20 protein-coding genes and 1 tRNA gene are annotated in these 18,923 nt (G+C 69.4%); 10 read left to right on the plus strand and 11 right to left on the minus strand.

Annotated features, from left to right (window positions below; translation table 11 throughout):
* Nucleotides 1–46 precede the first annotated feature (46 nt).
* The gene (locus tag BLV96_RS20990; protein ID WP_004559016.1) at nucleotides 47–538 is read right to left on the minus strand and encodes a CarD family transcriptional regulator; all 492 of its coding nucleotides are present in this window, start codon (nucleotides 536–538) and stop codon (nucleotides 47–49) included.
* Between the two features lie 275 nt (nucleotides 539–813).
* Between BLV96_RS20990 and BLV96_RS20995 the strand changes: the two genes are divergently transcribed.
* A complete protein-coding gene (locus BLV96_RS20995) occupies nucleotides 814–1,479 on the plus strand; it encodes a copper chaperone PCu(A)C domain-containing protein (protein ID WP_086674495.1) in 666 nt (221 codons plus the stop codon).
* Nucleotides 1,480–1,518: 39 nt separating this feature from the next.
* Nucleotides 1,519–2,877, plus strand: coding sequence for a DNA repair protein RadA (gene radA, locus BLV96_RS21000; protein WP_086674496.1), 1,359 nt, complete (start codon nucleotides 1,519–1,521; stop codon nucleotides 2,875–2,877).
* On the opposite strand, the gene BLV96_RS21005 is transcribed toward radA, so the two are convergent.
* On the minus strand, nucleotides 2,878–3,990 hold the full coding sequence (locus tag BLV96_RS21005; RefSeq protein ID WP_086674497.1) for a hypothetical protein: 1,113 nt from the start codon (nucleotides 3,988–3,990) through the stop codon (nucleotides 2,878–2,880).
* A complete protein-coding gene (locus BLV96_RS21010) occupies nucleotides 3,983–4,576 on the minus strand; it encodes an RNA polymerase sigma factor (protein ID WP_086674498.1) in 594 nt (197 codons plus the stop codon). Before BLV96_RS21010 ends, BLV96_RS21005 begins: the two co-directional genes overlap by 8 nt.
* A 56-nt stretch (nucleotides 4,577–4,632) precedes the next feature.
* Here BLV96_RS21010 and BLV96_RS21015 point away from each other — a divergent pair, with 56 nt between their 5' ends.
* The 3 genes from BLV96_RS21015 to BLV96_RS21025 all read left to right on the plus strand — a co-directional run bounded on the left by BLV96_RS21015 (nucleotide 4,633) and on the right by BLV96_RS21025 (nucleotide 6,414).
* Nucleotides 4,633–5,319, plus strand: coding sequence for a contact-dependent growth inhibition system immunity protein (locus tag BLV96_RS21015; RefSeq protein ID WP_086674499.1), 687 nt, complete (start codon nucleotides 4,633–4,635; stop codon nucleotides 5,317–5,319).
* Nucleotides 5,320–5,349: 30 nt separating this feature from the next.
* Entirely contained in the window at nucleotides 5,350–5,724 is a 375-nt protein-coding gene (locus BLV96_RS21020) for a contact-dependent growth inhibition system immunity protein (RefSeq protein ID WP_086674500.1), read from the plus strand.
* A gap of 96 nt (nucleotides 5,725–5,820) precedes the next feature.
* Nucleotides 5,821–6,414, plus strand: a complete 594-nt coding sequence (locus tag BLV96_RS21025; RefSeq protein WP_086674501.1) for a C39 family peptidase — start codon at nucleotides 5,821–5,823, stop codon at nucleotides 6,412–6,414.
* Here BLV96_RS21025 and BLV96_RS21030 read toward each other — a convergent pair.
* Complete coding sequence (locus BLV96_RS21030) at nucleotides 6,411–7,652, minus strand: alpha/beta hydrolase family protein (RefSeq protein ID WP_086674502.1); 1,242 nt, start codon at nucleotides 7,650–7,652, stop codon at nucleotides 6,411–6,413. The genes BLV96_RS21025 and BLV96_RS21030 overlap by 4 nt on opposite strands.
* A 43-nt stretch (nucleotides 7,653–7,695) precedes the next feature.
* Nucleotides 7,696–8,268 (minus strand): ArsR/SmtB family transcription factor, encoded by a 573-nt coding sequence (locus BLV96_RS21035; RefSeq protein ID WP_086674503.1) that lies wholly within the window; start codon nucleotides 8,266–8,268, stop codon nucleotides 7,696–7,698.
* Nucleotides 8,269–8,384: 116 nt separating this feature from the next.
* On the opposite strand from BLV96_RS21035, the gene BLV96_RS21040 reads away from it, so the two are divergent.
* Nucleotides 8,385–9,215, plus strand: coding sequence for a helix-turn-helix domain-containing protein (locus BLV96_RS21040; RefSeq protein ID WP_244180355.1), 831 nt, complete (start codon nucleotides 8,385–8,387; stop codon nucleotides 9,213–9,215).
* 11 nt (nucleotides 9,216–9,226) lie between these two features.
* The gene (locus BLV96_RS21045) at nucleotides 9,227–9,457 is read left to right on the plus strand and encodes a DUF397 domain-containing protein (RefSeq protein ID WP_425266187.1); all 231 of its coding nucleotides are present in this window, start codon (nucleotides 9,227–9,229) and stop codon (nucleotides 9,455–9,457) included.
* On the opposite strand, the gene BLV96_RS21050 is transcribed toward BLV96_RS21045, so the two are convergent.
* The 4 genes from BLV96_RS21050 to BLV96_RS21065 all read right to left on the minus strand — a co-directional run bounded on the left by BLV96_RS21050 (nucleotide 9,435) and on the right by BLV96_RS21065 (nucleotide 15,609).
* Nucleotides 9,435–9,938, minus strand: coding sequence for a hypothetical protein (locus tag BLV96_RS21050; RefSeq protein WP_086674506.1), 504 nt, complete (start codon nucleotides 9,936–9,938; stop codon nucleotides 9,435–9,437). The two genes, BLV96_RS21045 and BLV96_RS21050, sit on opposite strands and share 23 nt — an antisense overlap.
* 87 nt (nucleotides 9,939–10,025) lie before the next feature.
* A complete protein-coding gene (otsB, locus tag BLV96_RS21055; protein ID WP_167379664.1) occupies nucleotides 10,026–12,557 on the minus strand; it encodes a trehalose-phosphatase in 2,532 nt (843 codons plus the stop codon).
* Between the two features lie 36 nt (nucleotides 12,558–12,593).
* A complete protein-coding gene (locus BLV96_RS21060) occupies nucleotides 12,594–14,033 on the minus strand; it encodes an alpha,alpha-trehalose-phosphate synthase (UDP-forming) (protein ID WP_086674508.1) in 1,440 nt (479 codons plus the stop codon).
* Nucleotides 14,034–14,115: 82 nt separating this feature from the next.
* Nucleotides 14,116–15,609 carry a threonine/serine exporter family protein gene (locus tag BLV96_RS21065; RefSeq protein WP_086674509.1) on the minus strand — a complete coding sequence of 498 codons (1,494 nt, stop codon included), beginning with the start codon at nucleotides 15,607–15,609 and terminating at the stop codon, nucleotides 14,116–14,118.
* Nucleotides 15,610–15,779: 170 nt separating this feature from the next.
* Here BLV96_RS21065 and BLV96_RS21070 point away from each other — a divergent pair.
* Nucleotides 15,780–15,852 (plus strand) — tRNA-Thr (locus BLV96_RS21070).
* Between the two features lie 3 nt (nucleotides 15,853–15,855).
* Here BLV96_RS21070 and BLV96_RS21075 read toward each other — a convergent pair.
* Both BLV96_RS21075 and BLV96_RS21080 read right to left on the minus strand, forming a co-directional pair.
* A complete protein-coding gene (locus BLV96_RS21075; protein ID WP_086674510.1) occupies nucleotides 15,856–16,077 on the minus strand; it encodes a hypothetical protein in 222 nt (73 codons plus the stop codon).
* Complete coding sequence (locus tag BLV96_RS21080) at nucleotides 16,029–16,412, minus strand: hypothetical protein (protein ID WP_143051003.1); 384 nt, start codon at nucleotides 16,410–16,412, stop codon at nucleotides 16,029–16,031. Before BLV96_RS21080 ends, BLV96_RS21075 begins: the two co-directional genes overlap by 49 nt.
* A 59-nt stretch (nucleotides 16,413–16,471) precedes the next feature.
* Between BLV96_RS21080 and BLV96_RS21085 the strand changes: the two genes are divergently transcribed.
* Both BLV96_RS21085 and BLV96_RS21090 read left to right on the plus strand, forming a co-directional pair.
* The gene (locus tag BLV96_RS21085; protein ID WP_086674512.1) at nucleotides 16,472–17,107 is read left to right on the plus strand and encodes a hypothetical protein; all 636 of its coding nucleotides are present in this window, start codon (nucleotides 16,472–16,474) and stop codon (nucleotides 17,105–17,107) included.
* Nucleotides 17,104–18,867: a hypothetical protein gene (locus tag BLV96_RS21090; RefSeq protein WP_086674513.1), complete on the plus strand. Its 1,764-nt coding sequence runs from the start codon at nucleotides 17,104–17,106 to the stop codon at nucleotides 18,865–18,867. Before BLV96_RS21085 ends, BLV96_RS21090 begins: the two co-directional genes overlap by 4 nt.
* The last annotated feature ends 56 nt before the right edge of the window (nucleotides 18,868–18,923 follow it).

Here is an 18,923-nt window from a genome sequence, read left to right on the forward strand (position 1 = left end):
CGATCGTAGAGGCATCCACCCGCCCGTCGGGTGGACCACCCTGGGCTCAGACCGTCGCGGTTTCCAGAACTTCGTCGAGGAGGACTTCAGCCTTGTCCTCGTCGGTGCCCTCCGCGAGCGCGAGCTCGCTGACCAGAATTTGCCGCGCCTTGGCGAGCATGCGCTTCTCGCCTGCCGAAAGCCCGCGGTCCTTCTCTCGCCGCCAGAGGTCGCGCACCACTTCGGCCACCTTGTTCACATCGCCGGAGGCGAGCTTCTCGAGGTTGGCCTTGTACCGACGAGACCAGTTGGTTGGCTCCTCGGTGTGCGGAGCACGCAGAACGTCGAAGACCTTGTCCAGTCCTTCTTGCCCGACGACATCGCGTACGCCTACGATCTCGGCGTTGTCAGCGGGCACGCGAACCGTGAGATCCCCTTGCGCGACCTTGAGGACGAGGTACTTCTTTTCCTCGCCCTTGATCACGCGGGTCTCGATGGCTTCGATGAGTGCGGCACCGTGGTGCGGGTAGACGACGGTCTCTCCGACCTTGAAAACCATGTGTCCTCTGCCCCTTTCGCTGACCCCATCCTAGCACGGTCCGCCAGTGCCCACCTAGCGGGCCGGACTCGTCCTCGCAGGTCAGCGGCCTGAGCGGGGCTTGACAAACGTCCGACGCCCGTGCTCATGCAGGTGATGGGGACGCGTTTCCCGAGGTGGTACGGAATCCTTTGTGGACGGTTGATCTTGGGCGCAACGCGGACCGGTTCTGCCCGGGAGATCGCGCCCGGCTAGTCTTCGCGGGGACGAGGCCGTGAAACTGGAAGGACTGCGACGTGAGGCTGCAGAATCGTCGCGTGCTCGGCGCGGGCGTGCTGGCGCTCGGTGCCGCGCTCGCGCTCGCCGGGTGCGGGGCCGGCCAACTCACCCAGACCGACTCGCAGCAGCCTGCGGTCAACGGCACGCATGCCCAGGTCAAGACCATTGTGCTGCGCGACGCCGCGGTCCAGTACCCGACGTCGGGTCCCGGCTACCCCGCCGGTGCGACCCCGTCGCTGACGCTGACCGTCGTGAACATCGGCACCCAGGACGACTCGCTCGTCTCGGTGACGACCGAGGACGGCACCCAGGCGACCGTGGGCGGCTCGAAGACCGTCGTCGCCGCGCACTCGCTGGTGATCGGCCCGGACGACGCCGTCGAGTCCACCAATGAGGTGCAGACCACACCGCCGACCTCGACCTCCGGCGCGCCGAGCTCCACCGGGACCGCCACGGGCACGAGCTCCAGCTCGTCCGCCACCGCCACGACGACGCCGGAGGCGCCGACGTCGAGCGCGACGCCGACGGCGCCCGAGAAGGTCGGCCAGGCCACGGTCAAGCTGCCGGCGCTGAAGCAGCCGCTGTGGCCCGGGCAGACGATCAAGGTGACGTTCGTGTTCCAGAACGCGGGCCCGGTCACCGTGGAGCTGCCGGTCGCGGCTCCGGCGCACGTCAAGGAGTAGGTCCCCGGTTTTGTCGGTGGTCGCCGATAGCCTCGCGGGGTGAAGAAAGGGACCACCTACCGCTGCGGGAGCTGCGGGTACGAAGCGGCCAAGTGGCTGGGCCGGTGTCCGGAGTGCCAGGAATGGGGCTCCTTCGAGGAACGCGGGGCGCCGGTCAAGCCGGCCATCCAGCGCGTCGCCGCCGGGGCGCCCAGCGCGCCCGCGCGGCCGATCGGCGAGGTCGACGTCGAAGCCGCGCGCGCGAAGCACACCGGCGTTTCCGAGCTCGACCGCGTACTCGGCGGGGGTCTCGTACCGGGCGCTGTGGTGCTGCTCGCCGGTGAGCCCGGTGTCGGCAAGTCGACCCTGCTGCTCGAAGTCGCTTACCAATGGGCGAAGACCGTCGACAGGTCCCTGTACGTAACCGGCGAGGAGTCCGCGGGCCAGGTCCGGTTGCGCGCTGAGCGAACGGGCAACGTCCACGACCGCATGTACCTCGCCGCCGAGAGCGACCTCTCCGCCATCCTCGGCCACGTCGACGACGTCAAACCGGGCGTGCTGATCGTCGACTCGGTGCAGACGATGGCATCACCGCAGGTCGACGGCTCGCCGGGTGGCGTCACGCAGGTCCGCGCGGTGACGTCCGGGCTCGTCGCGCTCGCCAAGGAGCGCGGGCTGCCCGTGGTCCTGGTGGGGCACGTCACGAAAGACGGCTCGGTGGCCGGCCCGCGCGTGCTCGAACACCTGGTGGACGTCGTGCTGCAGTTCGAGGGCGACAAGCACTCGACGCTGCGGATGGTCCGCGGCATCAAGAACCGCTTCGGCGCGGCCGACGAGATCGGCTGCTTCGAGCTGCAGGAAGAAGGCATCGTCGGCGTGCCGGACCCGTCCGGCCTGTTCATCAGCCGCACGGCGGAACCGGTTCCCGGTACGGCGATCACCGTCTCCCTGGAAGGCAAGCGGCCGCTGCTGGGCGAGGTCCAGGCGCTGGTGTCGTCGACGTCGGCACCGCAGCCGCGGCGCGCGGTGAGCGGGCTGGACTCCGCGCGCGTGGCGATGGTCCTGGCCGTCCTCGAGAAGCGCGGCGGGCTGAAGCTCGGCGACAAGGACGTCTACACCGCCACCGTCGGCGGCATGAAGATCACCGAGCCCGGGATCGACCTCGCGCTGGTGCTGGCGCTGACGTCGAGCTTCGAAGACGTCGCTTTGTCGCCCCGGCTGGTGTCCGTGGGCGAGGTCGGCCTGGCCGGCGAGATCCGCCGGGTGCCGAGCGTCGGTCGCCGGCTGGCCGAGGCCGCGCGACTCGGCTTCACGCACGCCCTGGTCCCGCCGGACTCCGGGAAGCCGCCGGCGGGAATCCGCGTGTTGGAGGTGGCGAACGTCGCAGACGCGTTGAACGCGGCCAGTCACGCCCGCTGATCACCCCGAGGTCCCGGTGATGGCGAAGAAGTACAGCGTCGCCGGGGCCCGGGGGGCCTGCGGCGCGAACGGCACGTTGTTCTCGGTGGTCGTGGCCGGCGGACCCACCGAACTCGGTGGTCCCACGGGCACGCTCAGCGGTACGTCCGGGCGGGTGGTCGTCGTCACCGGGGTGCCCGGGGGGAAGTCCCAAGCCAGCAGCTGGGCTGTCGCCGGGTCGAAGTACAGGCGCTGGCCCGTGTCCTTCTCGCCGACCACCGTGGCCGGGCGGCCGTCCGGCGCCTGGCCGGGGACCGCGAACCCCATGGCGATCCCGCTGAGGGCGTCGCGCAGGCCCTCGCGGACCGGCTTCGGGGCCAGGCCCAGCTCCAGCACCATCCGCACCATCGTGAGGGCCTCGTTGGCGGTGTGCGCGCGGCCGTCTTCGGTGACGTCGATGGTGTCGAACAGCAGGCGCTTGACCAGCTTCGCCGGGTCCGCGCTCAGCGATGCCACCAGGTCGGCGTCGGGGGACAGCCAGTTCGTCAGCGGGGTGTTCCACCCGGGCTGGGTCATGCCGGTCATACGGGGTTCGCCGGGGAACACGCCGGCCGGGCCGTACTCGTCCTTCGGGGCGCGGTTCACGTCCGCGCGCTCGCCCGGCGGCAGGCCGTCGATCGCGCCCGTCCACATCGTGCGGCGGTGCCATGTCCCCTTCGGGTCGGCGGGGATCCACAGCTCCACCTTGCGCTGGACGTTGACCGGCTTGCCGAGCACGATCTCCGGCACCCAGGTGAGCCGTTGCGCGTAGTGGAACTCGCCCGGTGCCAGCGGGCGGTCCAGGTAGGCGAGCGACGTGGCCGGGCGGGCCGGCTCGGGCGCCGGCGGCCGCAGCGAAACGACGATCCCGAGCCCGCCGACCAGCGTGACGACGGCCGCGGCCACCGTGATCCACCGCCAGGTCCCGCGCCGGCGCGGCCGGGGCTGCGCTTCTTCGGCGGTGCCGGCCGCGGCCATGAGCGACGCGCGGGCGAAGGCGAGGTTGTCGTCTTCGTCGACGTCGTCGTGCAGGTCGGCGAGGGCCGCGTCGAGTTCGGCGTCGGACCAGATCTTCCGGACGTTGTCTTCACGCAAGGTCCTGCACCTCCTCTTGAGCCGGGGCGTTCGTCCTGAGCCAGCGTCTGATCCGGTGCAGCCGGGACCGGACGGTACCGGGCGGGATGCCGAGCGCTTCGGCGACCTCGACCGGTTCGAGCCCGGCCCAGGAGACGAGCAGTAGCGTGTCGCGGTCGGCGGGGCTGAGCTTGGCCAGCGCCCCGGCGAGCTGCGCGGCGCGCACCTGGGCATCGACCCGCTCGGCGACGCGGGCGTCGTGCGCGGCGTGGGTGTGCTCGCCGGCCCGGGCGAGCCGCGCGGTGGCCTGCAGCCCGCGCAGTTCGGACCGCACGTGGTGGCGCAGCAGGTTGGTGGCGATGCCGTAGAGCCACGAGCGCGCGGTGCCGAGTTCGGGCTGGTAGCTCTCCCGCCGCTTGAGCGCGACGAGGAAGGTCTCGGCGACGAGATCGTTGGCGGGTTCGGGCCCGACGCGCCGGGCGAGGTAGCGCCGGAGAGCGGCGGCATGGGCGTCGAAGAGCCGCCCGAACGCCGGCCCGGGCTCGCTTCCGCCCAGGTTCGGGCGGTCGTGCCCCCAGATCTCCGATCCCTCGTGGATCACCTGCATGCCCCCAGTTGCCCGCAGGGGACGATAGCGTTCACGGTGGACTTGGGGGGATTTCGATGATCGTGAAGTGCACTGCCGACAGCGGCGGTCAGCGGGTGGCGCCCGCCTATGGTTTGACCTACGTCCGGCCGCCCGAGTTCCGGCTGGCCAGGGGGCGGGAGTACGAGGTCTACGGGTTCGCGCTGTTCGAGAAGGGACCGGCGTTCCTCGTCCGCAACGACGACCGCTACCCGGAGTGGTACGCGACGAGCGTGTTCGAGGTCCTCGACAGCGCGGTGCCGGCCGACTGGCGCGCCGGGCGCGGTGACGGGTACGAGTTCGTCCTCGGTTACCCCGAACTGGCTGCTTCGGAGACCGTCATGGCCGAGCTGGTCGAGCTGCGGCAGGACGCCCTGCGGCCCTTCGCCCGGCGGGTGCAGGCCCGGACCAGCGCACTGCCGGTCGAGGCGACGTCTCCGTTCGCCACGCTCGTCGACTTGGCCGCGCACTTTCACCAGGACTACGACCTGGTCGCCGACACGGTCCTCGGTGTCGTCGACGCCTATGCCGTGGGCCGGGCGGAAGAAGTCCGGGCCGTCGTGGCCGAGCTCGATGCCTTGTTCGCCGCGGGGATGGACGAGGTTGTCGCGCACCGGATCTGGATCGTCGAAGGCTGGTCGATGTACGACCCGGCGCGGGATGGGGTGACCTGTCTCGAGTGGCTCAAGCAGGTCCGGGACCACCTTGCGGGCGTGGTCCGATGATCGTGAAGTGCACTGCCGACAGCGGCCGCCATGGCCGAGCTCGTCGAACTGCGGCAGGTCGCGCTACGGCCCTTCGCCCGGGAGGTGCAGGCCAGGACCAGTGCGCTCCCGGTGGAGGCGACGCCTTCCTTCGACGTGCTCCTCGAGCTCGCCGAGCAGTTCCACCAGGACCACGACTTGGTCGCCGACACGCCGCTCGGCCTCATCGATGACATCTACGAGGGCCTCGACGACGAGAAACAAGCCATCGTCGCCGAGCTTGATGCCCTCTTCGCCGCCGGCATGGACGACGTCGTCGCGCACCGGATCTGGCTCGTCGAGGGCGGGGCCGGCTACGACCCCGCCCGGGACGGCATGACCTGCCTCGACTGGTTGAAACAGGTCAAAGACCACCTTTCGGCGTGATCCATCCGGGGCGGGGTGAGAGACACGACCGCCCCGGACCCCGATCATCCTCGTGAGGCGCCAACTCATTAGCGCCACACCTGGGGAAGGATCGCCATGCGTAGATTCCGCGCGGGCTTCGTCGCGCTCGTTGCCACCCTTGGGCTCGTCGGCCTGCCCGCCGTTGCCCAAGCCACCACCGAAGCCGTTCTGAACATCCAGTACCAAGTGCAGCAGACCGGCTATTGGTGCGGGCCCGCCGCCACGCGGATCGCCATGTCCGCGCGGACCGGGAACCTGCCCAGCCAGGGCACCCTCGCCGCGCAGCTCGGGACCACCACCAACGGCACCGACTGGGTCGGGCAGGTCACCGGCGTCCTGAACCAAGACCTCGGCACCTCCTGGTACGAGACCAAGGAAATGCCGAACGACCCGCCCACGCAGGCCCAGCGCGACCTGCTCTGGCGGGACATCACCCTCGACATCAACAACGGCTACGCCATCGTCGCCAACATCGTCGCGCCCGCGAACAACCACCCGCCCGGCTACCCGAACTACACCATCTACCACTACTTCACGATCATCGGCTACGACAGCTCGGACATGACCGTCAAGATCGCGGACCCGGCGAGCTTCGGCGGGAACCAGATCTACTGGCTCAGCTTCAACCAGCTCGCGACGCTGATCCCGCCGAAGGGCTACTCCGCCTAGATCCCCAAAAGCCCCCAATACAGAGCCCAGGGGATGAACACCACACCGCCGGCCAGAGCCACGCCGAGCCGCGGGGTCCGGTGCCGCCACCACGCCACCGCCGTGCCGATGGTGGCGGCCACCGCGCCCAGCGCCAGCAGCTGCAACACGAGCCACGGCAACGGCCTGCCCAGCACGACCGGGCCCAGTCCCTTGCCCATCGTCGTCTGGATCAGCACGTCGACGACCAGGAACCCGACCACCGCCAGCAGCCCGGTCACGCCCAGCCAGCGCGTGCCGCGACGCAGGCTGAAGCCGAACGCCACCAGCAGGAACACCAGCACTGCCAGCTGGAGCCACGTCGACTCGTACCAGGCGAGCGGAGTCACGGAGCCGCTCGGCCGGTCCTGCGCGGGCGGTGCGTCAGCCGAAGACGCAGCAGGTAGGTCGTGCACCCACGTGCCCACCAGTTCCAGGTAGCCCGGCGCGTAACCGGGCAGCTTGTCGTAGCCGTCCGTCGTGCGACGCAGCTGGTGCTGCGCGTCCGGGAACACCCGCAACGTGTAGTGTGCCAACGACTCCTGGAAGATCCGGACGGCTTCTCCTGGCGGTGTCAGGATGTCCTTCGCGCCCCACAGCCCGAGTACCGGCTGACGCAGGCTCTTCAGCACCGGCACCGGGTCGTAGTACGCCTCCGGGAACACGCCGCCGCCGACCAGCTGGCGCATCATCGTCGACGACGCCATCCGCACCATCGAGCCGTCCATCCCCAAGCGCCGCAGCTGGTTTTCGATCGCCCACGCCTGTTGCCGCGACGGTTCCACCCCGTTCGCCCCCAGCGTCACCACGAAAGCCACGTTGGCGGAACGGGAAGCGGCAAGAGGTGCCACCCAGCCACCTTCGCTCAACCCCCAGACGCCGACCCGCGACGGGTCCACCTCCGGCCGCTTCCGCAACGCCTCGACGGCCGCCAGCGCGTCGTCCGCCAGTGTCGAATACGACCGCGAGAACTGCGAATACCCCTCGGTCCGCTTGTCGTAGATGAGCGTCGCGATTCCTTGCCGCGCAAAGACTTCCGCCTGGTCGCGGTAGTCCTCACGGCTGTGTTCCCCCGAGCCGTGAATCATCACCAGGCCCGGTAGTTTCGTGCCCCCCGGTGGTGCGACGACGCTGCCGTGCAACGTCACTCCGCCGTTCGTGAAAGTCACGTCCGAACTGTCCGCGGCCGAAGCCGGCGGAGCTGAAAGAGCCAGGATCACCCCGGCCAGTAGTAGAGCCCCTCTTCGCATGTGAGATCCCCTGTCATGTTTTTTCCCCTGGGTCCGGGAACGCGAGCAGGCGCACGAGCACGCGCCGCGCTTCCGGTGACCGGTCGTCCTCGGGCCGCCAGTACCGGCGGAACAGCTCCATGTAGTCGTCCCAGAACTGCTTCAGTTCCTCCGCGGTGAGCCACGTGCCGCCGCGGGCGTAGAGCAGCGCGTCCGGCCAGTCGCCGGGTAGCTCCTCGCGCGATTCCGCGAACCGGTTCAGCTTTTCGAGGTCGTCCTCGAACCCCTGGCGCTGCATGTCGTCGAACAGCACGCGGGATTCGGCGCTCTGCGAACTGCGGCGCGGCCACCGGATGTCCCGCGGCCGCGTCCGCCACCACCGTTCCTTGCCCTTGGCCAGTTCCGGGACGTCCTCGACGAACCCGAACCGCGCCAGCTCCCGCAGGTGGTAGCTGGTCGCGCCGGTGTTCTCGCCGAGCGTCTGGGCGAGCTTCGTGGCTGTCGCCGGGCCCGCGGACAACACGCCGAGTATCCGGCGGCGCAACGGGTGCGTGACGGCCTTCAGGACGTCCGGGTCCAGTTCTTCCGGTGGTGGAGCGCTGGTCATGACACGACTGTAGCCGTGCAAAGAAAGTTGTGCAAAGAAATCTGTGTACGCGGGAATCCCAGATTGTCGGACCCGGGTCTTACTATCCGTGTCCATGTGGTTCCGAGGGGTCAGCCGTGGGTGAGCCGAACCTGCCCGCGCGGCAGATGGGGCGTCAGCTGAAGCGCATGCGCGAACGGCTCGGCATGACGCAGGACGAAGCCGGCGCGCCGCTGCGCATGTCGACGAGCAAGATGTCGCGCATCGAGATGGGGTACCTGCCGCCCTATCACGACTTTCGCGCGCTCCTCGATCGTTATGGCGTGATCGTCTCCGACTGGGACGAGTACATCTCCGCCTACGACCGGGCGAAGGAGAAGGGCTGGTGGCACCACTATGGGGTGGGTAATCGCGGCTTCCTGCCCATCGAAGCCGAGGCGAGCAAGGTGCAGGAGTTCCAGTTCGGCTACATCCCCGGACTGCTGCAGACGGAGGCCTACATGCGCGAGGTCTTCGTGGCGGCGCGGGTGCCGATGAAGCCGAAGGTCCTGGAGAACCAGGTGGCCGTGCGCCTGCGGCGCCAGTTGCGGCTGACCGAGGAGCCGCTCCTCACCTATCACGCGATCATCGACGAGAGCACCCTGCGGCGGCCGATCCTCTACGGGAAGGCGCGCCAGGAGCAGCTGCGGAACATCATCGAGCGGGCCGTCTTGCCGAATGTCACGGTCCAGGTGGTGGCTGAGGAGGTCGGTGCCTACCCCGGGCAGTTCGGCAGCGTGACCGTTGCGGGCTTCGAAGATCCCGAGGAGCCGGACATCGCTTACGTCGAGCACATCATCGGGTCCGTTCACATCGAGAAAAAGGACGAGGTATCCGCTGCTAGGCTGGCTCTGAAGGATTTTGCGGACCGGGCTCTCGACGAGGAGGATTCGGTCGCGCTGATCGAGCGGCTCTGCGCGGGAGGCTGATTATGTCCACTGTGGACGCACGGTGGTTCAAGAGCAGCTATAGCGGCGACGGTGAGGGCAGCAACTGTGTCGAGGTGGCGTGGCTGAAGAGCAGCTACAGCACCAGCGGCAACAACAGCAACTGTGTCGAGGTGGCGTTCGGTGCACCCGTCGCCGTGCGGGACTCCAAAGCCCCGGCCGGCGAACTGCACCTGAGCGCCGCCGCCTGGTCGGCCTTCCTCACCACATCGGGTGATCGCTGAACTTCCGCAGCGTCTGCACCGACGGCCGCACGAAGAACATCCCGGCCACGTAACCCAACGTGGCGAACGCGAACGTCGCCAGCGTCGTCAGCAGGTCCGGCCGCAGCCGGAACACGATCGGAACCGCGAAGAGCCCGAGAATCAGCACGAGCGTCAGCACGTACGTGAACAACAACGCGGTGCGCGCCGCCGTCGCCGTCGCGACCACCAGGTAGTCGCCGCGCAGGCAGCGCCTTGACGTCAGCACCAGCACCGCGATCGCCAGCACGCCCGCCGGCGGCAGCACCACCGCGCCCTTCTCGACCAGCGAATCCGGGAAGGGGTGCCCGTGGGCGAGGCTCTCCAGGAACGTCGTGAGGCCGACCAGCGCCACCATCGCGGCGATCATCGAGCACCCGACGACCACCGAGCCCGCGCGCACCCGCTCGGCGAACCGGGGTGGCAGGGGCATGAACTCGACCTGACCGAAGGTTCCCTGCACCGACCTCACCTCCGAACGCCGTGAAGGCCACCATAAGGAACTTGTGCTTCCTCATGGTGGCCTTCACGACGATTCAGACCGAAAGGGCTAGCGGGCCGCCAGCAAGTTGGCGCACCGGATCAGCCCGATGTGCGAATAGGCCTGCGGATGATTGCCGAGGGACCGTTCGGCGATGGGGTCGTACTGCTCGGGCAGCAGGCCCGTCGGGCCGGCGGCCGCGACGATCTGGTCGAACAGCTCCTGGGCCTCGGTGCGCCGCCCGGTGAGCAGGTACGCCTCGATCAGCCACGCCGCGCAGATGTGGAACCCGCCCTCACCACCGGGAAGGCCGTCGTCGCGGCGGTAACGGTACACAGTGGACCCACTGCGCAGCTCCGCCTCGATCGCGGTGACCGTCTGCTGGAACCGCTCGTCGGCCGGGTCGATCAGGCCGGTGAGCCCGACGAACAGCGAGGCGGCGTCGAGGTCCGTGCCGTCATAAGCCGTGGTGAAGGCCTGGACCTCGTCGTTCCAGCCGTGCGTGAGGACATCGTGCTTGATCTCCTCGCGCAATCCCTGCCAGTTGCCCGGGATTTCCCGGCCGTACTGCTCGCCGAGCTTGATCGCGCGGTCGATGGTCACCCAGCACATCACCCGCGAGTAGACCCGGTGGCGCGGCACGTGCCGCTCCTCCCAGATCCCGTGGTCGGGCTCGTTCCAGCGCCGCGTCACGGCTTCCGCCATCGCGCGGACCAGCTGCCAGTCCTCGTCACGCAGGTCGCTGCGCGCCGCGGCCAGCGTGCCGACCAGCTCGACAACCGGGCCGAAAACGTCCAGCTGCACCTGGTGGTTCGCGAGGTTTCCGACGCGAACCGGGCGAGAACCGGCATAACCGGGCAGCGACTCGATGACCGCTTCGGCGCCGATCACGCTGCCCGCCAAGGTGTACAGCGGGTGCAGCCGCTCCGGGCCGGCCAGCGTCGCGAGCACGCCGTGCAGCCACCGCAGGTAGCCCTCGGCCTCCTCGATCGAGCCCAGGTGCACGAGCTCCCGCACGGTCATCGCGGCGTCGCGGATCCAGCAGTAGCGGTAGTCCCAGTTGCGGACGCCGCCGATCTCCTCCGGCAGCGACGACGTCGCCGCGGCGAGCACGCCGCCGGTGTCGGTGTTGACCAGGCCGCGCAGGGTCAGCGCCGAGCGCAGCACCAGGTCGGTCTGGACCGTCGGGAGCCGCAGCTTCGACGTCCACTCGCTCCAGTAGCGGCCGGCGCGGTCGCGTCGCTCCACTTCGGACAGTTCGTGCGGGCCGAGGTCGGTGGTGCCGCAGCGCAGCTCCAGCACGACCGGCTGGGTCGGCGTCGGCTGGACCAGCGCGCTCGCGGTGTCGTGCAGGCCGTCGGAGGTGATGGTCCACTCGACGCCCGGCGAGTACAGCACGAACGGTTCCGACGTACCGAGGACCCGCACGCCGCCTTCGACGATCTCCAGCTTCACCGGCACGCCGCCGAACTCGGGACGCGGCGCGAACTTGACGCTCGCGACCGCCTCACCCGAGATCACGCGGACCAGGTCGGTCCGGTGCTGCGGGCTCTCCGGCTCGAGGTAGTCGGTGACGAGCAGGCGCGACCAGCGCGTCTCGACCGTCATCGTGTTCGGCAGGTAGCGCTGGCCGAGCGGCAGGCCGTTGCGGTGCGGCTTGATGGAGAAGTGGCCGGCCCCCTCGCCGCCGAGCAGGTCGGCGAACACCGCGGGGGCGTCCGGGCCCGGGTGGCAGAGCCAGGTCAGCTTCGCGTCCGGCGTCAGCAGCGCGACCGAGCGCTCGTTGGCCAGCATCGACAGGCGTTCGATCGGCGGCGCGGACTCGCCGTAGAGCCAGTTGCGCCGCTCTTCCAGCATGAACGCGAGCACCAGGGCGACGTCCACGGTGTCCGGAACGTGGTAGCCGGCGAGCGTCTCGCCGTCGCCGACCTTGATGCCCAGGTCCGGGCCGGACAGGCGGGCGAAGGCCTTCTCGTCGGTGACGTCGTCGCCGAGGAAGATCGCCGCGGTGGCACCGACCTGGTGGCGCAGGATGTCGAGCGCGCGTCCCTTGTCCGTCTGGACGACCGCGAGCTCGACCACCTCCTTGCCGTCGGTGGTCGACACACCCTCCCATGTGGACGGTCCGTTGTGGACGGCCGCGAGCACGCGGCGCCCGGCCTCGTGCTCGGCGCGGCGCACGTGCACCGCGATGCTGGCCGGCTTGACCTCCAGCGACACGCCCGGGACGTCCAGCACGAGCTGCTCCAGCTCGGCCTCCAGCCGCCGGTGCAGCTCGCGCGCCTTCTCGTCGAGGGCGTGGATGAAGCCGATGTCGAACTCCGAGCCGTGGCTGCCGACGAGGTTGACCTCCGACGGCAGCCGGGAGAGCGTCGCCAGGTCACGCAGGGCGCGGCCCGAGATGACCGCCGTGGTGGTCTCGTGGAGACCGGCGAGTGATCTGAGGGCGCCCACGGACTCGGGCAGCGGACGGGCCTCGTCCGGGTTGAGGGTGATGGGTGCCAGCGTGCCGTCGTAGTCGCAAGCGACCAGCAGACGCGGCGTGCGGGCGATCTGGACGATCGCACGCCGCAGCTCGGCGGGCAGGGCCTCGGCAGTCAACACTCCTCCTCAGGAGCTCGTGCGTGGTCGTTCGGGTCAGTCGACCGCTTCGGCACCCAAAGCCTGTAGGAAAGAGCGCGCCCAACGATCGACATCGTGCGTGAGGACCTGGCGACGCATGGCGCGCATCCGGCGACGGCCCTCGGCCGGGTCGAGCGTAATGGCAGCTACTAAAGCGTCCTTCACCCCGTCCAGGTCGTGGGGGTTGACGAGGAATGCGCTAGAGAGCTCGGCGGCCGCACCGGCGAACTCGGACAGCACCAGCGCGCCGCCGAGGTCGTGCCGCGCGGCGACGTACTCCTTGCAGACGAGGTTCATCCCGTCACGCAGGGGCGTCACAACCATGACGTCCGCGGCCGTGAAGAAGGCGGCCAGCTCGGTGCGGTCGACCGATTGGTGCAGGTAGTGGACGACCGGGTGGCCGACGCGGGAGAACTCGCCGTTGATCCGGCCGACCATCTGCTCGATCTCGCCGCGCATCCGCTGGTAGTGCTCGACGCGCTCGCGGCTGGGGGTCGCGAGCTGCACGAACGTGACGTCGTCCGGCTGCAGCCGGCCCTCGTGCAGCAGCTCGTGCAGCGCCTGCAGCCGCAGGTCGATGCCCTTGGTGTAGTCGAGGCGGTCGACGCCGAGCAGGACCGTCTTCGGGTTGCCGAGGTCGCGGCGCAGCTGCGCGGCACGCTCCTGGACACCCTTGGTGCGGGAGAGCGTGTCGAGGCCGGCGGCGTCGATGGAGATGGGGAAGGCACCGACGCGGACCGTCCGGTCGCCGACCTGCATGGTGCCCGGCCGCGACCGCACGCCGACCGCGCCGCGCGTCGACTCGAGGCCGATCAGCTGGCGGCACAGCCAGAGGAAGTTCTGCGCCCCGCCGGGGCGGTGGAAGCCGACCAGGTCGGCGCCGGTGAGGCCGCGGATGATCGCGGCGCGCCACGGCATCTGCATGAACAGCTCGACCGGCGGGAACGGGATGTGCAGGAAGAAGCCGATGCGCAGGTCCGGTCTGAGCTCGCGCAGCATCGCCGGGACCAGCTGCAGCTGGTAGTCCTGGATCCAGACGGTCGCGCCCTGGGCGGCGACCTCGGCGCTGGCCTTCGCGAACCGCTGGTTCACCTTGACGTAGCTGTTCCACCACGCGCGGTCGAACACCGGGCGCTCGACGACGTCGTGGTAGAGCGGCCAGAGCGTGGCGTTGGAGAAGCCCTCGTAGTAGTCGCGGACCTCGTCGGCGCTCAGCGAGACGGGGTGCAGCACGAGGCCGTCGTCGTCGAACTCGTCGACGTCGACGTCCGGGATGCCCGGCCAGCCCACCCAGGCGCCCTTGCGCGACCGGAGGAACGGCTCGAGCGCCGAGACGAGCCCGCCGGGGCTGGCCGTCCAGCGGCGTTCACCGTCCGTGGTGCGTTCGAGGTCCACCGGTAGCCGGTTCGCCACTACGACGAAGTCGGCCTGGTTCCCGTTCTCCTTGTCACTCACAGCTGCTGCTCCTCGCGTCCTGGGTCGCGGCCCCAGAGTGAAACCCTATCGCGATAACCATGAACAGCCGGTGACCGCCGAGTTACTCCAAGCTTCGTTCGGTCGGTTCGAGCGGACCAGCCATGCGTGGTCCGGCGAACCGCCGCTCGAGCCTGCCCAGGCCGGTCCGCACCGGCTGGGCGAGCCATTCCCCGAGTACCACGCCCGCTGCCAGCGCAAGCCCGATTGCGACGGCGGTCATGAGCGTCGAGATGTTGCCGCTGGGCTCGACCCCGATCTGATACAGACCACGGTAGGTCGAGAGGCCCGGAAGCAGCGGAGTGATCCCGGACACGGCTACTACCAGTGGAGTAACACCGAGTCGCCGCGCGAGCACGCCACCGCAGAAGCCGACGAGCGTCGCGGCGATGGCGGAGGAGCTGACCCCGTCCAATCGGGCGAGCATGAGCGACCCGTAGACGGCGGCGCCGATCCCCCCGGCGGCCGCGGCGACCAGCATCGCGCGCATCTTGGAGTAGCTGGCGAGCGCGAAGCAGGCGGCGGCGCCGGCCCCGCCGAGCACGACCATCGGCAGCTGCGTCGCGGTCGACGTCGGCACGTCCGGCAGCGGCGTGCGGGGGAGGCCGAGCATGACGGCGATCCGCAGGGCGAGCACGACCCCGGCGATCAGGCCGGCGGACATCAGTGCCGTTTCCATGGTGCGTCCGGCGGCGGTGACGTTGTAGCCGGTGATGGCGTCTTGAACGGCGGAGACGGTGGAGAGGCCCGACAGCAGCACGGTGACCGCGGCGGCGACCACGAGTGTCGGTTTGTCGGTGGTCAGGACGTTGAAGCTGACGATGGCCATGGCCGAGAGCGTCGCGACCAGGCCGCCGATGACCTGCTGGAAGAAGAAGGGCAGGCCATAGCGGTTCACGAACCGCCCGATCCGGTCGATGACGCCGGAGATGACGAAGGCGACGAGCGCGATGTCGAGGCCGCCACCGAGCAGCAGGGTGATGAAGGCGGCGACCCCGCCCCAGGCGAGCGTCGCGGTCCAGCGCGGGTAGGGGTGCGAAGCCTGCGTGATCCGCTCGAGCTCCTGCTGGGCTTGCTCAGCCCCGACGTTCCCGCGGACGATCTGCCGGATGAGCTTTTCGGTCTCGGTGAGCCGGGTGTAGTCGAGGCTCCGGCTCCGCACGACGCGCAGCGCGGTGACGGGCGAGAGGTCGCTGCCGCGGTGGCAGGTGACGGTGATCGAGGTGAAGATGACGTCCACCTCGCAGTGCGGCAGCCCGAGCGCCCCGGCGATGGCGATGATGGTGGCGGTGACGTCCGAAGCGCCGGCACCGCTGGCCATCTGGACCTCACCGATGCGCAGGGAGAGGTCGAGCACGAAGTTGACGGTGGCCTCGTCGGGCAGCTGAGGCCCCATGGCCTCCTCGGCGTCAACGGCGGGGAACTCCCCGGTCGGAGCTTCGAGGACGTGCCAGGGGCGGCGCTTGAGGAGGTTCGGGCGGTGGACCCGCGGTTTTTGTTCGGGAGGTTCGAGGAGGGGCCATCTGGTCGTGCTGTGCCCGTTGCTGTCGATCTTCAAGATCCACCTCCTCGTCGTGTCGTCTCCTGGGGTGCATCGACAGGGGTGTGTCCGTCGTTGCAGTGGCGTTGACCACGTTGCTCCATAGTGGCCTGGAGCAGGTGATCTTGCCTCTTGACGGGGTCTCGTGGTGGGGCCGATACACTGGGGGCGGCGCTCTTGGGCGCCAGGCCGCTATAGCTCAGCTGGTAGAGCATCTGTCTTGTAAACAGAAGGTCAGGGGTTCGAGCCCCCTTGGCGGCTCCGCTACAAGCCGTTGCGGCAGACGAGAGCCGCGACCCGGTCGGCTTCGAGCTGCCAACGCCGCAACCGGTGCCGCAGTGTCACGGCGACGAGCGTGGCACTGCTGAGGACACTGGCCGCCGCCACGGCGGCGATGTCGCCGTCGAGGCCGCCGTTGATCGCCCAGATGATGCCGATCACCGCGGCCGACGCGGCGAGCGCGAACGCCGAGACCGTGCGCGCCACGTCCACTCCTCGCCCGCCTCGATCTCCTTCCGGAGCGATCGGGCCGTCTCTTGGACGGCGGTGCCGCCCGCGCCGAGTTCGATGATCCGGTCGGCCGCGGCCGCGCAGAACTCCCGCTGCTCCCGCGTCGTCATGACCGGACGGTCGTCGCGGGTCAGGCTTCGCACCCGCACGGTCGATTCCGCGAGCGCGCGGGCGAGCCGGTCGCGGATTTCCTCGTCGCCGGGATCCGTGGTAATCGCGTCTTCCAGACGTTTCAAGTCGGCGAAAAGATCTTTCAGGGAACTGTTCACGCGAGGATTCTCCAGAGCGTTCACATCGGTCGGGGGCACCATGCTACGGTCTCCGCTCTCGGCGACGCGGCCAGATCACGGTTTTGGGGAGGATCTCGGGAATGTCCGCGAGCAACACCCGGTTCGCAGCCCTTGTCGGTGCGGCGAACTTCCTTCTTTGCGCGGCGGTCGGAACGGTACTGCTGCTGGTGAACGGAAGCGAAGGACAAACCGTCCAGTCGGTTTCGGTAACAGATCCGGTTGCGCCTGATTACGAATCGTCGACCCCGACCACCGGCATTTACTCGACCACGCCGGAGCCGGTCGCCGACAGCTACGAAACCGTCACCGCGCCCGACGGATTCAGCACGGTCGTCCCGCGGGGCTGGCCGAGTGAGCCGAAGAACCCGGGCTCGTACCAGGCGACCGATCCGGCCGACGAATCGCACTACGTCCGTTACGGCGCCAGTGATGCGCGCGGGGACCTCGTCGACACCCACGTCGCCGCCGAAAAGGACACGGCCACCCGGCTCACCGGCCTGCACCGCGTCCGGATGGACCGGATCGACGTGCGCGGCAGCGAAGCCGTCGACTGGGAATTCACCTGGGAGTCGTCGACGCAGGGAACGCGGCACGTGCGCGCGGTCTACTGGCGCAGCGGAGGAGTGGAGTATTTCGTGTACGTGTCCGCCCTGGACTCGGCGTGGCAGCCGATGCCGGAACTGCTGACCACAATGCTCGACCGGAGCCGTCCGTGACCATCCACGAGCCGTCGACCGACTGGACGCGTTTCGCCACGGCCGAGCACGCCGAAGCCGAATCGGCTCCACTCGACGACAACACCCGCTACCTCGCCGCGGCCGCCCACCTCGACCGCCGTTATGCCGACGACGTCGTCCGCGAATCGCTGGTCGAAGATACGCGCCAAGTGCCGTTGACGCCCGGTTTGGACACCGCCACGGTGCTGACCGAAGTCGTCGCGGCGCGGACGCGGCGCAAGTTCCGCGACGGTGCTCTGGCGCTGTTGACGTTCGCTTTCGTGACGACCGGTTTGGGCAGCCCCTTCCTGGCCGCGTGGCTGAGCTGGGCGGCTTTGCTGTCGGTCAAGCCGATCTGGAAATCGGTGCGGTGGGGCCGGCCCGGTTCCGGGTTGTTCGTCGTCGGGAAGCTGGCGGCCGTCTTCTTCCTGTTCACGGGCGCCATCCTGCTGCCGTTGCTCGGCGAGCTGATCTCCTGGCTGCAGCAGCAGAGCAGCTCGAGCCGGAGCACCCGCGTCAGCTCCGGCGGCAATCCGTTCGACACCTCCGACCTGCTGCCCAGCTGGTTCGGGCTGGACGCGGCGGTGATCTCCGGCTCTTCGGCCGTGCTGATGCTGGTCATCCTGATCGCGGACCGCGTTGTCGTCTGGCGGACGGTCAGGCGGTACTTCGGCCGCCGGGCCCGGGTGCCGGGTGGCGAACGCCCGTCGCCCGACCGTCTCGCGCTCCTCTTCAGCCCGCCGCGGCTCCGCCGGGGTCTCGAGCGCCACCGCGCCGGCCGCGTCGGCGAATCGCCCGACGCGCGGGTGCCACTGATCGTCTACCGGGGACGCAATCCCTTCGTCGGCGCCGGGACCAGCGTCACCCCGTGGTCGCTGGCGCTGCCATTGGAACAGCTCGGCTCGGCGGCCGAGGAGCCGCTCACCACCGCGCGGTTCTACGAAGAAGTCGGGAAAGCGGTCGAGGAACTGCAGCGACACGCGGCTCTCTCCCCGGACGAACGCCTCCGGGACCTGCGGGTCGAAGGCATGGTGTTCAGCCCGGCCGAAGGCCTGATCGACCGCGTGCACGACCCGGTCACGAAGCCTTACCTGCGCGGGGTTTCCGAGCCGCCCGCGCACTTCCTGCCGACGGAGGAGGCGCAGCGGATCTACCACCGCCCGCGGGAGTGGGCGCGGTACTACCTCTGCTTCCAGGTCGAGACGTGGAACCGCGAGCTCGTCCTCTCGGCGTTCCTGCACGCGGCCGTCGAGGAGAGCACGCTGTACATCGAGTGGACGCCGTGCGTGCTCCCGCCGATCCGGCAGGAGTTCCGCGCCGGGGACACGATGACCGCGGACTGGTGGCGACCGGTCTGGCAGGGCTTCCTCCGGTGGCTGAAGCTCCCGGTGACCGGCCCGGGCCGGTTCTGGGCCGCGCTCAAGGTGATCCGGCCGCTGCCGCACGACGGGCACACGCTCAACGCCGATCGCTACGGCTCGGCGCGCACGTTGCGGGAACTCGGCGCGGCCGATGCCGCCCGCGACTACTTCCAGGTCGTCGACGCCGAGCGGTACACGAAGCTGCTGGAAAGCCGGCTGGTGCCGGCGATCAGCAAGGTGCTCAGCGACTCCGGGTACTCGCCGGCGTCGTTCGAGCGCCGGGTCGCCGCCGTCACGACGAACAACGTGACCATCCACGGCAGCAACACCGGTCCGATGGTCTTCGGCGGGGTGGTCGAAGGCGATGTCACCGGCGGAACGCTCGCGTCCCGGACCTGAGGAACTCGATGCCCGAGCAGAATTCCTTCACCAATACCGGGACGAACACCGGGCCG

Origin of the sequence: Amycolatopsis pretoriensis (assembly GCF_900107925.1) — a bacterium.
GTDB classification, from domain to species: domain Bacteria; phylum Actinomycetota; class Actinomycetes; order Mycobacteriales; family Pseudonocardiaceae; genus Amycolatopsis; species Amycolatopsis pretoriensis.